Here is a 13,634-nt window from a genome sequence, read left to right on the forward strand (position 1 = left end):
GTACGTTCTTGTTTGGCCTATACAAAGGTAATACATTTGCTCTCCAAAAGAGAGTAACTTTAAACACGAAAATAATTACAATGGAAAAAGTATTAATACTATTGGCGCACCCAAATTATGTAGGGTCAAATTCGAATAGAGCATTGTTAGAAGCATTGCCACAAGATGTACAATTTACAATTCACAATATTTATGAGGTTTATCCCGATGAGCAGATAGATGTGGAGAGGGAACAAGAGTTGTTATTAGATCACGATAGAATAATCATTCAGTTCCCTACTCAGTGGTTTAATGTACCGAGTTTACTGAAGTTATGGCTAGATGAGGTTTTTACTTATGGATGGGCATTCGGAGTAGAACAAGGTGCTTTAGTAGGTAAAAAAATGGGTATAGTAACCACTACTGGTGGTGTAAAAGAGTCTTATGTAAAAGATAGTCATTACGGATTTACAGTGGAAGAGTTTTTATTACCTGTAATAGCTACTATCAAGTATATCGATGCGAACTATATAGGCTTTGTAGCGTTAAATAATGCGTATGGACCTACGGAGCAAGAAGTGAGTGAAGCTGTAAAACAATATGTGGAATTATTGAAGAAATAAGCAGAAAGACAAGTCGTTAGTAACATTTACTAACGGCTTTTTTTTGTATAAAAAAACAGTATTAAATAGAATGGTTATAAATAATTATTTATTTTTGCTGCGAAATGAAATAATTATAACAACACATAAACATGATGCTATCATCAAATATATTATCTAGTATGTTCACTAAAGTAGTGTATTTAACTATTTTATTGTTTAGTACTTCGGTGCTTTCTCAAACTTTTTTAGTGAAAGTGAGCGATTCAAATTTAAATAGAATTAGAGGAGCAGAGATTATTATTAATGGAGATAAAATAGGAGAAACAGATAGTAAGGGAGAGATGACCATAGATGTTATAACAACAAATGAAGCTACTCTATTGGTTTTAGCTAGTGGTTATGAGGAACAATTGGTTACTATTAATAACACAAAATTAGAAAACCCTATTGAGGTTGTATTAGAGAGATTAGAGGAATCACTAGATGAGATTGTTATTACTGCTGGTAGAAGAGCAGAGAATATAGCTACTATTCCATCTTCTGTAACAATAATTAATCAGAAGGAGATGGAAAAACAGATGAGTGTTACAACTGATATTTCGACGATATTAAGTAATCTAGTACCTGGTCTAGGAAGTGCGACAAATAAGGGAACTTCGTCAGGACAGACATTAAGAGGTAGGCCTCTATTAGTCTTAATAGATGGGATTCCACAATCTACACCATTGATGAACGGAGCTCGTGATATACGTTCGATTGCGCCATTTGCAATAGAGCGTGTAGAGGTGATAAAAGGAGCTACTTCTATTTATGGAAATGGTTCTACTGGGGGGATTATTAATTATATAACCAAGAAAAATAGAGGAGAACAAACTTTTGGTGGAACTACTGTATTGGGAACTTCGTTTAATCCAGCGAACAGTAGTGGTACATTAGGATATAAAGTATCTCAGTCTTTCGGAGGGAAGTATAAAAATTGGAACTATATGGCTGGTGCGTCTATCGACTATACTGGTTTACAGCGAGACGGAGATGGAGTGATATTAGGGCAGATAGATGGACTGTCTAATACGTATCAAAAGAACTTGTTCGCTCAAATCACATATGATATCAATGATAATTCGTCTATTCGCGCTTTTTATAATGGCTATACAAGTACACAACACGCCAGATATATCAGTAAGATAGGTAAGTATGGTAGTGAAGCAACGGTAGGTGTAGCAGGGATAGATCCTGGTGAAAACTCAGGTACGCCTTATAACCACAATGTTATGTTGGGGTACACGAACAATGACTTGTTTTTAGAAACACAGTTAGATGTGTCATTATATATGAATTCATTTCGCTCGATGAACCGCTATGTAGAAAAAGGAACGGCATGGTTTGGACCTGGACAAACGAGAATTAACTCTAAGAAGAAAGGTATTCGCTTAAACTTAAATACTCCTTTTACAGTATTTCAGATGCCGAGTGAAGTGACTTATGGAATAGATATTTTAAATGATAAAACAGATCAAGACTTAACAGATGGTCGTGTGTATATCCCTACAATGGATATGGTGAATATTGCGCCCTATGCACAATTAAAAATAGATTTAGTAGATCACTTGATACTAAAAACAGGAGTTAGATATGAGAATGCAAATGTAAAAGTAGATGATTTTAATACGATCGCTACAGGGTCTAATAACGAGGGAAGTATTTTCGTTCAAGGAGGTAAAATTCCTTACAAAACAACATTGTTTAACGTAGGGTTACGCTATAATAAATATGAGTATTTTAACCCTTTTATTAGTTTTTCTCAAGGATTTGCTATTAATGAATTAGGGCGAATCTTAAGAAGAGCAACAGAGAGTACATTAGACAAGCTAGAGACAGAACCAATTATTACGAATAACTACGAAGTAGGGTTCTCTAGTAGGTTTTCTATGTTTAGTTTTACAGGGTCATATTTTTTAAGCACATCTAAGTTAGGAGCTAATTTAGTAGATATAGGAGGATATTTAGTAGCACAGCGTGAATCTGAGCGAGTACACGGATTCGAAGTGACTGCTGAGGTCGCACTAACGCCACAGTGGACAGTAGGGGGAACTTATGCTTATGTAGAGGGAAAGGCAAAGTTCGACGATGGAAGTAAAGTATACTTAAATGGGGGACGTATCTCACCACCTAAAGCGACAGCTTTTGTGTATTATACTGCATCAGATAAATTAAATATACAGTTATATTGGTTGTATTCAGGAAGTAGAAATCGCTTTAATCCTAATGAAAAAGGAGGTTATAAAAATAGTGAAGGACCTGTAAAAGACATTAGTTTGTTTAATTTAGCATCTACTTATATCTTAAATAAAGCGTGGAAGGTAAATGTCGGTATTGAGAATTTGTTTAATAAAACGTATTATCCAGTAGTGAGCCAATACAGAGGGACTGATGCAGAGTATGTGAGAGGAAATGGAATGCAGGCTAATCTAAGCGTACAATACAACTTCTAGTAGATGAAGAAATTTATGCTATGGCTGCATAAGTGGCTAGGATTAATAACGGGAATTGTTATTGTCATCGTAAGTATTACGGGGTGTATTTATGTCTTTCACGATGATATAAAGAAAATTGTTTATCCAAGTAATTTTTATATCGATGATACGGAAAATTTAAGTGACTATAATAGAGAAACATTGTTATTCTCATCTCTTCAAAGTATAGCTCAGCAAGCAGTAGGAGAGCAATACCCTATAAATAGAGTAGATATTTATCCTGCTAAAGATAGAACCTGGGTGTTTAGAGCACTCAAGACAGATAAGAATGCAACAGGATATTGGAATGAAGTAGTTTTTTATAAAAGAATATTTGTAAATCCTTATACAGGTGTAGTTCAGAAAGTAGAAGATACAAAGAAAGAGTTTTTTTATGTCGTGTTACAGTTACACCGCAATCTGCTATTAGGAAGTAAAATAGGAGGTTGGGTAGTAGGAGGAAGTACAGTGTTATTTATGGTTATTACGATTACAGGTCTGATCTTATGGTGGCCTAAAAAGTGGAAGGGTAAGACATTTAAACGAAGTTTCGTATTTGATTTTTCTGTCAATTGGAAACGGTTAAATCATGATTTGCACAATTTGTTGGGTATGTATACCTTCCTATTAGCTATAGTGATAGGGATGACAGGTGTATTATTTGCTTTTCCTAAGTTTAGATCAGCAGTAGAAATAACACTTAATAAAGTAGATGAAGATAAATTTCAGGTAATGGAATCTACTGCTTTTGATACCGTACCTCAGATAACAAGTAATACGTTAGACAATGCGGTATTTTATGCCTTAGATAAGTTCGGTTATGCCGATATGATGTCTATCCGTTTATCTAAGGATGAGAAAGAGCCTCATAGTTTACAGATCCGTTTAGAACAGGATAAGACGAGTAAATTCGAATGGTTGTATTTTGATAAAAAGTCAGGAGATATAGTCACTCGTGAAGATCATACTTATACATCAATAGCTTTAGGCACTAAAGTAAATTCTTTAAACTTCGATTTACACGTAGGCACGATATGGGGATACCCTACTAAGATACTCGCTTTTATAGGATCACTTATATTTGCTTCCTTACCAGTTACAGGATTGATAATTTGGTTGAACAAACAAAAGAAAAGTAAAAAAAGGAGTCGTTAGTAACATTTACTAACGGCTTTTTTTTGTATAAAAAAATCACTTAATACACCTACCTAGGCATAAAAAGTGATTCTTCATTAAATTCATACTAATACACAACATTATAAAGATATAATAAGTTTTGTTAAAAACATAGTTTTATATAGATAAAATGAGGATACCTATTTTGTGTCATAATCTTATAGGTATTTATCTTAATACGACGTTTTAAGCTATCAAATGAGCTGTATTTGTTCGTATAGCGTTGATTATTGTTGATTGAAATATTGAGTTTATTTAGCATAATAAATAGAATTGCTTTTTATGTTGTGTTATTTGAGAGTCTGAACTTCTATCTTTAGAATACTCATATTTGTACAATTATGGTAAAGTTTTGTTAATGATATTTAAAAAAGAATTATATTAAACTTTTTAAAAATCTACCAAACTATGAATATTAAATATACAATCTGTGCAATCCTATTGGGAACGATAAGTGTGATGGCTCAAGATGAAAAAAAAGAAGAATCAACTTTATTAGGTGTATTGACACAGCAGGCTAACCCCGATGCGCCTAAGAAAGTGAATACCTTAGAAGTATATCTAGACTCAAAGTACGAGAACTTGACTAAGACAAGTGGATCAGGAACCTCTGATAGTAAGTTTAGATTAGTACAGTCGCGAGTTTATTTAAAAGGGAATTATAATAATAAGCTTACCTACTCACTTCGATACCGACTGAATGAATCAGTAGCGTCTAATGCCTTAGAGTTTGCTTTCTTAGAGTATAATATTGATGATCATTGGACTGTAGGAATGGGAAAACAGTTTACTGCTTGGGGATCTACGGAGTTGTCTTATAACAGTGCTGATCTATATATGTTTACGAATATCATTGGATCTATTGAGCTTTTTAGTCCAGGAGCTAGTGTAGCTTATAAAGTAAAAGGACAGTCTTTTAAGTTACAGATGGTCTCTCAGGGAGAGCAGTTTGCGGCAGAAGATTATAAAAATAAGGCTTATGGAGGATTGTTTTTATGGGAAGGAGAATTATTTAAAAAACATTTGAAAACGCGCTATGGATATGCGTTATTTCAACACGATGCGAAGAAGTATTACAGCTGGGTAACTATGGGGAATAGATTGACATTGAATAACTTTATGGCAGAGGTAGACTGGATGTATGGTTTTAGAAATGTAGGCGATGCCGCTTTTACAGATTTAAACACCAGTACTAAGGGAATCGCATATGTGAAGGATAATGTGACGACAGCTTCTGTGAAGTATAAGTTCCATAAAGTAACTCCTTATGTAAAAGTGATGTATAATTATAGAAAAGATGTAGAGAGTAACGTATCTTATGCTTTAAAGGGAGTTTCTACAGCTATCGAGTACAATCCATTTAATGATAAGGCGTTTAAGGATCTTAGGCTTTTTGCAGCTTATAACTTTTTAAATTATGATTATAAGAATTATGAAGTTTCTAAAGCAGATAAGAATGAGCATCAGATAGCAGTAGGGGTGAGATGGATGGTGCCGTTGTTTAAATTATAAATAGAGTAAATATGATGAAGTACAATGAATTATTAATAGATGAGGAGAGCAAAAAAATGCAATTGTTTAAAGGTTTATCAGAGGAAGAGGATAGAGAATTACACCAAATAGTTAGTTCGTTGATTAAACAGGGTAAAAAGATTAGAATGCAAGTTGTTGCTGATGATATTGGCGAACATAATGTATATCTTGAAGGGTATGATTTGGTAGATAATTTATTGTGAAAATAGAAGAAATAGAGTAAGCATTCTTACTTGTAGATTAAAAAAGACTTGTTGCCCTAATTTAGGGTAGCAAGTTTTTTTTTATAGTTATAATTGATGGGTAATGGAGTAGATAAGCATCTATGACTATGAGATAAGGGTAATAGATTATCTTTTACTCTGTAAATAATAAAAAAATTTGTTTATACAACGTATTGTTTTGTAATGTCTTAAAGGTTGTTTTTGTAAATTTATATAGAATAAGTAGTTTTTTTTTAATTGCATCATGCAAGGATTTTTAAAAGTTGGGTTTATATAGATGAGTACTCACTATGAAATATTGTTAAACAAACTAAAAGTCTAGTAAAATGAGAGCAGTAAGAAGAATTAAAATGTTTACGATCTTATTTAGTTTAGTTGGTATTAGTTTTACATCGTGCATTAGTGATGATAATAATGTAGAGCCAAATAAACCTGTTAAGATAGGAGATGTAGTAGGGAGTTATAGTGGTAAAGCTTTTACTCTACAAGGAAAGTGGATGAATGAACAAAATACAATTTTTAAAATTAATGATAGTTTGATTGTATTTGATAATTTACCTGTTAGGGAGCTTGTAGGGTCAGTAGTTAAAGATGCTAGAAAAACGGAGGAAATATTAAATAAGATGGATAAGGTAAAGTATGACCTTGCTTATACGTCTGTAATAGATGAGACAGGAACAGCGTTAATATTAACTATGAATCCTAAAGAATTGAAGTTCACAATTCCGATGGACGATAATAAACAAGATGTAGTAGCGCATATTACTACAAAATATAAAGGAGTCTATGTGTCCAATAGATATGATATGGTGAAGTTTGAGTGGATAGTAGACAAATTAACTGTAGATGGAAAAGAAGATAAAGACTTTGTAGAAGTGAAGTATTTTTTTCCAGGATCTGTTAAAAGGTAATTAGAATTAGTTTTACCCATATTAGATCCAAACATAATGTTTATACAACAAATGACTAAAAAAGATAGTGTAGAACGAGGGTTAGTGGATAGATTACAATCTAAAGACCAATCTGCTTGGAAAGAATTTTATGAATTCTATTCAGGACATTTTACCTATGTATGTATGCGATATCTTAAGAGTCAGGATGATGTAAAAGATGTGATGCAGAATAGTTTTATCAAGATTTTTAATGCTATTGGCTCATTTGAGTATAAGGGAGTAGGTTCTTTAAAAGCGTGGACGACACGATTAATCATTAATGAATCTTTAAAATTTCTTAGAGATACTACTAAAATAGAATTTCCTACTCTAGTGGATGATTTAGTAGAGGTAGTTGAAGAAGAAGAACCTAATTTAGATGAGATACCAGAGTCAGAGATTTTAGAATTGATACGCTCTTTACCTGATGGATACCGAATGGTTTTTAACCTCTATGTTTTTGAAAAAAAGAGTCATAAAGAAATAGGTAGACTGTTAGAAATAGGAGAGAGTTCGTCAGCTTCTCAATTTCACAGAGCAAAGAAAATACTCATGCAGAAGATAAAGTTATATAATAAACCCAAAACAAGCGCCTTATGAACGATAAATGGTTAAATGATCTGGAACAGAAGATGAAGGATCATACAGAGATCGGACCAGAGGGGTTGTGGGAGGATTTGGAACAAAAACTTTTTGGGGAAGAGAAGGGAAAAATCATACCATTATGGTCAGATACTGTACAGCAAGCAACAAATAAAAAAGGAGCACCTAAAAGAATTGACTTAAAAAGAGTTATAGGGATTGTGGCTTCTATAGCAATCGTGTTAGTAGGAGGTGTAGAGTTATATTTGAGAAGTGAACGTGCTTTACAGCATGATGATAAAGAAAAAGATAGTATTGTTATAGATGCTAAAGAGACTGAGGTAACGCCTAATTCTAGACAGAATAAATATCTAGATAAGGTAGAAGAAGAGATAATTACCAAAGAAACACACACAAATACCAAAGCTTTGACTTCAACTGAAAAGGAGAAGGCAAGCAGTCATGCTATCAAGGCAATAGAAGAGAGGAGAGAGCCTTCTATTGTCGAGGTAGCTGACAATTCTAATTCAGTAAACCAAGAGAAGGAATATGTAACTATAGTTCCAAATACAGTAGATAAAGAAGAGGTTAAAGAACAGTTAGCGACTTTAGTAGAAGAAAGTCATAAAAACTTAGAAACTGCTATTGTAGAAAATCAGGTAAAGGAAAAAGAAATTAAAACTGAAGTAAAGTCAAAAAAGAATAGAGGCTTTTCTTTAGGGTTAATATCAAGTAATATAGCCTCTACATCTAGTATGCAACAAAGTGGATATAATACAATGAGTGGAGCGATGAAGGTAGGAGCTGATGCACCCTTGGATTTAGGAATGGCAGGTGCGGTGTTATCTGAGATTTATGTTGTGAATCAGAATAAAGAGGTCTATACCGATATTACGCATAAGAAGCCTATACGCTTTGGTATAGCGTTATACTATCCTATGGGAGATAAGTGGGGAATCAATACAGGTATTACTTATACTAAATTATCCTCTGATCTTACTTCGGGAAGTCAAGAGTATAAGATTATAAATACTCAGACACTACATTATGTAGGAGTGCCTATACAGGTGAATTATAATTTATGGGAGAAAGGTAATTTCTCAGCTTATGTCAATGGTGGTTTTCATATAGAGAAGTCAGTATATGGAACACTTAAAACTAAGTTTCAAGCTAATCAGAATGTAGAAAAGAGACCAGATGAAAAGGTAACTGTAAAAGGAATACAAACATCTGCAAATGTAGCAATAGGTATGGAGTATAAATTAGCAAAGAGTGTAGGGCTTTTTGTAGAACCAGGAGCGAGATATTATTTTGATAATGGGAGTTCTATTAAAACTATTTATACAGAGAAGCCCTTTGATTTTAATTTACAGTTAGGGTTGCGTTATTCGATCCCTAATTCAAAGAAATCAATAGAAAGTAAAGAATAAACATTTAGAAGGTCGGAAGTAGAAGTGTCTATATACTACAATCTTCAAAAATCTATGAAAAGTGAAAAGTAAAGTGTTAGTAAGTTTTATGTTCATATTACTATGTAGTTAGGTTATATATAGTAATGTTTTTAATTAATTTATCACCCTCTGCACCTCTGTAATAAATTACAGAGGTGCTTTTTTTTAGGAGATAAAAAAAAACGCTTACAGTTAAGTAAGCGTTTTCAGATATTATTCTTCCTTATCAGGATCTTCTTCTTTAAAGTATTCTGTAAATATTTTGATACTATCTATAGGATCTGGCATTCCCATAGGAGCATTTTCGCGTTCATAATGTTCTAGTAAAATATTTATAACTTCATATTCATCTGCTTCAGGAGTATTAGGCTTAGCATCTTTTAATAGCTGTAATCTAACTAAAGCCATGTGATAATCTTCTTCCGTTCTAATTGGTTTCATAGGCATATTGACATTTTCTAAATAACTTTAACTACTCTCTTGTAGATAAATATACTGAATATAAAGTGGATAGTATACATAAAAGAGGATTATTTAACGAAGGAGGTTTTCATAAGATTTTTTTCTCTTGGGATATGTATAAAATGTATCTAATTAGTATTCATTATTTTGTAGATTTGTATTAACATAATTTAAAATAATTACTATGAAGAGTTTTTTAGTTTGTTTATTGTTAAGTGTAAGTACACTTGCTACAGCACAGAAAGTGGTGTTTAAAAAAGGAAAGGTATTATATGATAAGACACCTATTGCTAATGTCGAAGAAGTTAAAGGAGTTTATACTATTTCTACCTTAGATAATGAACCTGTTGTTATAGCTGATCCTCGTATAGCAGATGGACAAAAGTTTTATGTTAGAGTAACATTGCCAGAAGACAAGGAAAAGGTTGTTTTAGTTCGTCCTACTCATAAGAAGTGGAGTATGTCTAAGTCTAAGATTGTAATTGATGAGTTTACTTTTGGGATTTACAAGATTTTTACACCTACAGGATTGGATAAAGAAGCTGCTAAAGCAATAATGACTTATGATGATTCTGAAACTAGAGCTATGCTAGAAGTGAATAGAAAGGCTTATGTTGATACTGAAGAATATGTAAAAGGATTTTCTAGCCAAAATTGGGTATTTAATGATTTAGGGGAGTTTGGTAGGAATGAAAAAGGAAGTTTTGTTTCTTATGGAAAGGTAAAACGTTATAAAGATAATGGAGGAATAAACATAGTATACGATATTTCTGTTTATGATAATACTACTAGAAGTTACATCTTAGTTGGTAAATGGAATGAGAAGAGAGATAGAATGTTTGTTTTAAATAATGGAGAAGCATATATGTTACCTGATGTGTATAGTGCACCTACTTTAAGTTTAGATATGGATAAAGTGGCTAAAGCAATGGTTTATTTAGTTAAAAAATAAAGGAGTAAATATCTATAAGGAAGCATAATTAGTCGGAAGATATAGTACAAAACACGGAATTTAAGGTAATATTAAGGACTCCTATTGCTAATTAGTTTTATTTTGTAGTCTGATAAAATAGAAGGGAAGATGAAGACAGTTGGTTTAGAAACAAATAAAGAAATAGATTTTTATACAAGAGTAGATAATCTAGTATTGACTACTCCTCAAAAGCAAGATTACTATACACTTATCCTTTGTACTAGAGGACATATAGACTTAAAAGTAGGATACCATAAGTTTACCATTCACGAGGGCTCTATGTCTATTATTTCACCAGAAGTAATTTATCTTGGAGGACAAGCTTCAGATGACTTTAGAGTCTTACAGATTTTTTTTAGGAAGTGTTTTTTGTACCGCAATTATGTCAAGGAGATGATTGTGGATGAGTTGCTGTTCTTAAATGCAGATTACCCACCTATGTATAAGTTAGAAGACTCTTTTAAACAGGTCTTGCAGAACTTTAATAATCTCGCATGGGAGTTAGACACTAAAGGACCTTATCACCTTAATATCATTCGCTTGAAGCTGATAGAGATATTGTATGATTACAACCGAGCTTGTGAGTATTGTCTCTTAGGCTTTCACAAGGGAATGAATAGACAGTACCAATTGACTTATACTTTTAAACAACACTTAGAAGAGAAGTTTAAAGAGCTTAAAACCGTACAACAGTATGCAGACTTGATGGGTATTACGCCTAAGCATTTGACAGAAGTCATAAAAGAAGAGACTGGGATGACTGCACTTCAGTTAATACACGAACGTCTATTACTAGAGGCTCAGTATTTATTAAAACACAGTCATATGACTGTAAAAGAATGTGCTTATGAACTAGGCTTTGATAATATTTCGTACTTCAACCGCTTTTTTAAGTTACATATAGGAGATTCTCCTTTAGGGTATAGAAATAAGTAGTTATTTAGAACTTTTAGAAAAGTTTGATTAATATATAAAGAGAACTTAGTACCACTACTAAGTTCTCTTTGTATTTACAGCAAGGAGTATTTTATACATTCACACCAAAGAGATAACCTACTAGAGCAGATAGTCCCATGGCTATAGATCCCCAGATAACGATTCTGAGTACTGCTTTTTTGATACTTGATCCGCCAGTCTTCGCTGATAATGCTCCTAATGTTATTAGAAAAACAATCGTAAAACCATATAACCAGTATTCCATCTCACTTACTGGTGCTAATAGGGCTACCCCAAGAGGGAGTACTCCACCGATAGTAAATGATGCACCCGAGGCTAGAGCTGCTTGCATAGGATTGGCCTGATTAATTTCATTAATCCCTAATTCATCTCTGACATGAGCAGCTAAAGCGTCTTTTTCAGTTAACTCAATAGCCACCTGCATAGCCGTTTCTTTTTTTAATCCACGCCTCTCATAGATCTGTGCTAGAAGTTTTAATTCCGTTTCAGGCATTTCTTCAAGTTCTTTTGCTTCTCTTTCTATATCCGCATTCTCTATATCCGTCTGAGAGCTTACAGATACATATTCTCCAGCAGCCATCGATAATGCACCAGCTACTAGCCCTGCCACTGTGGCAAGTAGTATAGGTTCTCTTGATGCACTAGCTGTCGCAACACCTATCGCTAAACTCGATACAGATATAATACCATCATTAGCCCCTAAGACAGCTGCCCTAAGCCAATTACTTCGGTTGATATAATGACTATCTAGATAGTTGTCTATCGTTATTTTATCTTTTTTATCGCTCATTTTAGTGTGTTTTCGTATTTTTTAAAAAAGAAGTTTTAAGAAAAAAGGAGAGGTAGTGCTTTTGACACTATTCTCTCCTTTTTCCTTCTACATCTATATTGAGATGTTGTTTTATTTCTTCGAAGTTTTTATAACTAAACTCAAATATCTTTGTGCTTTTTTCTCCTTCTTGAAGTACGATGTATTCTGTAGCTCCTAGAAAAACTCGTTTAGTATGTGCTAGCACACATACTGTATTTGGTTTGTAAAATTTCTTTTTGCTTCCAATAAGGTTTCTGACTAAGATATCATTCTCTTGGATTGTGATATCCTTGACCATCGTCATCGTTAATGAAAAACTAAATACAAATAAGACTAACCCTAAGGTAACTCCTCCTACGAAGCCATAATGACTTTTGAAGCCAACATGGCCACTCTGTGCATCATCTGCCATAAAGTAAAATAGGGTAAAAAGTACTAAAGCAATAATAAGTAAAATCAATAATAATTTGATAATTCTTGAACTATATTGAGACTGTACCATAAGAATAGTGAAGTGTTGTTTTGTTATACAGCAAGTTACAAATAAAGCAAAGGATTAGCAAGACAATTTTTAGCAAACCTATTTTAGGTAAAAACGGATAATTGTATCTTAGCCTAAAATAGATACTATGAGCTGGAGCGCAGAACAGGTGTACACTATTGCAAATACCACAGTGATAGAACGATTGCAACAAATAGAAGAATTAAGACAAGGATTATTCAATATAGATACACTAGAAAAGGGAATCAGAAGCGAATGGACCAGAGAGATCTTCTTTGAGAATGAGCATCACGAACGAAAGCATATTAAACACAGCCTACCTCAGGATGGACTATTCGTTATCAATCCTTCTATGAGTAGAACAGCCTATGATGATAAGGCCAATGCGTTTTATGCAAGTTATGCTGAATATAAAAAGAACAAATGGCAATTCTTAGAACATATAGAGATTGTTCCAATGGTATTGTCTCTGAACCTTACATTAGAACAGTGTAAGTTACTCGCTTTCTTACAACAGTTAAATGAAGAGACAAAACAACCTTTCATGTACTATAAGTGTGAGATGTGGGGAGGGGATATAGATGAAGAAATAGCAGTAGTCTTCGATGGAGAGATGAAGGTGTATTACTTTGATGAATTAGCAGGAGAGTATAAACAGATGATTGGTGCTGAAATAAAAGAATTAGAAGACACTACCGCTTTACAGAAAGGGCTAGAGGCTATCGGACTAGTCTTGCCAACGCATTTCTTTGCACTTCATGAGACCTCTTTTGATTGGTATCCTTATCAAGTGAGGCATTAAGCATTTATCTCTTTTAGGTCACTTGATCGGTTGGGGATTTGTGAAGTATCCACGCGATATTGTTGCTGAGGAACGTTGTCTGAATTAGTATATATCATGAATACTGCTAGTGTACCTAATCTAGAGCAATAA

14 protein-coding genes are annotated in these 13,634 nt (G+C 33.4%); 11 read left to right on the forward strand and 3 right to left on the reverse strand.

Features of this window, described 5'->3' with window-relative positions; translation table 11 throughout:
- Positions 1-80: 80 nt before the first annotated feature.
- The 8 genes from RT228_RS05425 to RT228_RS05460 all read left to right on the forward strand — a co-directional run bounded on the left by RT228_RS05425 (position 81) and on the right by RT228_RS05460 (position 8,974).
- A complete protein-coding gene (locus tag RT228_RS05425; RefSeq protein WP_059051576.1) occupies positions 81-602 on the forward strand; it encodes an NAD(P)H-dependent oxidoreductase in 522 nt (173 codons plus the stop codon).
- A gap of 134 nt (positions 603-736) precedes the next feature.
- Positions 737-3,076, forward strand: coding sequence for a TonB-dependent receptor (locus tag RT228_RS05430; RefSeq protein WP_313138513.1), 2,340 nt, complete (start codon positions 737-739; stop codon positions 3,074-3,076).
- A gap of 3 nt (positions 3,077-3,079) precedes the next feature.
- Complete coding sequence (locus RT228_RS05435) at positions 3,080-4,252, forward strand: PepSY-associated TM helix domain-containing protein (RefSeq protein ID WP_059051572.1); 1,173 nt, start codon at positions 3,080-3,082, stop codon at positions 4,250-4,252.
- Between the two features lie 429 nt (positions 4,253-4,681).
- Positions 4,682-5,785 (forward strand): porin, encoded by a 1,104-nt coding sequence (locus RT228_RS05440; RefSeq protein WP_059051565.1) that lies wholly within the window; start codon positions 4,682-4,684, stop codon positions 5,783-5,785.
- 11 nt (positions 5,786-5,796) lie between these two features.
- Positions 5,797-6,009, forward strand: coding sequence for a hypothetical protein (locus RT228_RS05445; protein ID WP_059051563.1), 213 nt, complete (start codon positions 5,797-5,799; stop codon positions 6,007-6,009).
- Positions 6,010-6,356: 347 nt separating this feature from the next.
- Entirely contained in the window at positions 6,357-6,941 is a 585-nt protein-coding gene (locus tag RT228_RS05450) for a DUF4840 domain-containing protein (protein WP_006261558.1), read from the forward strand.
- Positions 6,942-6,992: 51 nt separating this feature from the next.
- On the forward strand, positions 6,993-7,562 hold the full coding sequence (locus RT228_RS05455) for an RNA polymerase sigma factor (protein WP_006258270.1): 570 nt from the start codon (positions 6,993-6,995) through the stop codon (positions 7,560-7,562).
- Positions 7,559-8,974 (forward strand): outer membrane beta-barrel protein, encoded by a 1,416-nt coding sequence (locus tag RT228_RS05460; RefSeq protein ID WP_006264055.1) that lies wholly within the window; start codon positions 7,559-7,561, stop codon positions 8,972-8,974. Before RT228_RS05455 ends, RT228_RS05460 begins: the two co-directional genes overlap by 4 nt.
- A 234-nt stretch (positions 8,975-9,208) precedes the next feature.
- Here the strand turns inward: RT228_RS05460 and RT228_RS05465 are convergent, their stop codons facing one another.
- Positions 9,209-9,436, reverse strand: a complete 228-nt coding sequence (locus RT228_RS05465; RefSeq protein WP_230456741.1) for a hypothetical protein — start codon at positions 9,434-9,436, stop codon at positions 9,209-9,211.
- Positions 9,437-9,641: 205 nt separating this feature from the next.
- Between RT228_RS05465 and RT228_RS05470 the strand changes: the two genes are divergently transcribed.
- Together RT228_RS05470 and RT228_RS05475 are read left to right on the forward strand one after the other, a co-directional pair.
- Positions 9,642-10,409: a hypothetical protein gene (locus tag RT228_RS05470; protein WP_006265668.1), complete on the forward strand. Its 768-nt coding sequence runs from the start codon at positions 9,642-9,644 to the stop codon at positions 10,407-10,409.
- Between the two features lie 129 nt (positions 10,410-10,538).
- On the forward strand, positions 10,539-11,366 hold the full coding sequence (locus RT228_RS05475) for a helix-turn-helix domain-containing protein (protein ID WP_006261554.1): 828 nt from the start codon (positions 10,539-10,541) through the stop codon (positions 11,364-11,366).
- Between the two features lie 91 nt (positions 11,367-11,457).
- Here RT228_RS05475 and RT228_RS05480 read toward each other — a convergent pair whose 3' ends face one another.
- Complete coding sequence (locus RT228_RS05480) at positions 11,458-12,177, reverse strand: VIT family protein (protein WP_059051561.1); 720 nt, start codon at positions 12,175-12,177, stop codon at positions 11,458-11,460.
- Positions 12,178-12,244: 67 nt separating this feature from the next.
- The gene (locus RT228_RS05485; protein WP_006261552.1) at positions 12,245-12,700 is read right to left on the reverse strand and encodes a hypothetical protein; all 456 of its coding nucleotides are present in this window, start codon (positions 12,698-12,700) and stop codon (positions 12,245-12,247) included.
- Between the two features lie 127 nt (positions 12,701-12,827).
- Between RT228_RS05485 and RT228_RS05490 the strand changes: the two genes are divergently transcribed.
- Positions 12,828-13,502 carry a hypothetical protein gene (locus RT228_RS05490; RefSeq protein ID WP_313138493.1) on the forward strand — a complete coding sequence of 225 codons (675 nt, stop codon included), beginning with the start codon at positions 12,828-12,830 and terminating at the stop codon, positions 13,500-13,502.
- The last annotated feature ends 132 nt before the right edge of the window (positions 13,503-13,634 follow it).

Origin of the sequence: Myroides sp., from assembly GCF_032073645.1 — a bacterium.
In the GTDB taxonomy this organism is placed as follows: domain Bacteria; phylum Bacteroidota; class Bacteroidia; order Flavobacteriales; family Flavobacteriaceae; genus Flavobacterium; species Flavobacterium odoratimimum.

Excerpts from the sequence above, each read along its gene's own strand:
- RT228_RS05425 (WP_059051576.1), top strand. The coding sequence starts at position 81 with ATGGAAAAAGTATTAATACTATTGGCGCACCCAAATTATGTAGGGTCA.
- RT228_RS05430 (WP_313138513.1), top strand. The coding sequence starts at position 737 with ATGCTATCATCAAATATATTATCTAGTATGTTCACTAAAGTAGTGTAT.
- RT228_RS05435 (WP_059051572.1), top strand. The coding sequence starts at position 3,080 with ATGAAGAAATTTATGCTATGGCTGCATAAGTGGCTAGGATTAATAACG.
- RT228_RS05440 (WP_059051565.1), top strand. The coding sequence starts at position 4,682 with ATGAATATTAAATATACAATCTGTGCAATCCTATTGGGAACGATAAGT.
- RT228_RS05445 (WP_059051563.1), top strand. The coding sequence starts at position 5,797 with ATGATGAAGTACAATGAATTATTAATAGATGAGGAGAGCAAAAAAATG.
- RT228_RS05450 (WP_006261558.1), top strand. The coding sequence starts at position 6,357 with ATGAGAGCAGTAAGAAGAATTAAAATGTTTACGATCTTATTTAGTTTA.
- RT228_RS05455 (WP_006258270.1), top strand. The coding sequence starts at position 6,993 with ATGACTAAAAAAGATAGTGTAGAACGAGGGTTAGTGGATAGATTACAA.
- RT228_RS05460 (WP_006264055.1), top strand. The coding sequence starts at position 7,559 with ATGAACGATAAATGGTTAAATGATCTGGAACAGAAGATGAAGGATCAT.
- RT228_RS05465 (WP_230456741.1), bottom strand. The coding sequence starts at position 9,436 with ATGAAACCAATTAGAACGGAAGAAGATTATCACATGGCTTTAGTTAGA.
- RT228_RS05470 (WP_006265668.1), top strand. The coding sequence starts at position 9,642 with ATGAAGAGTTTTTTAGTTTGTTTATTGTTAAGTGTAAGTACACTTGCT.
- RT228_RS05475 (WP_006261554.1), top strand. The coding sequence starts at position 10,539 with ATGAAGACAGTTGGTTTAGAAACAAATAAAGAAATAGATTTTTATACA.
- RT228_RS05480 (WP_059051561.1), bottom strand. The coding sequence starts at position 12,177 with ATGAGCGATAAAAAAGATAAAATAACGATAGACAACTATCTAGATAGT.
- RT228_RS05485 (WP_006261552.1), bottom strand. The coding sequence starts at position 12,700 with ATGGTACAGTCTCAATATAGTTCAAGAATTATCAAATTATTATTGATT.
- RT228_RS05490 (WP_313138493.1), top strand. The coding sequence starts at position 12,828 with ATGAGCTGGAGCGCAGAACAGGTGTACACTATTGCAAATACCACAGTG.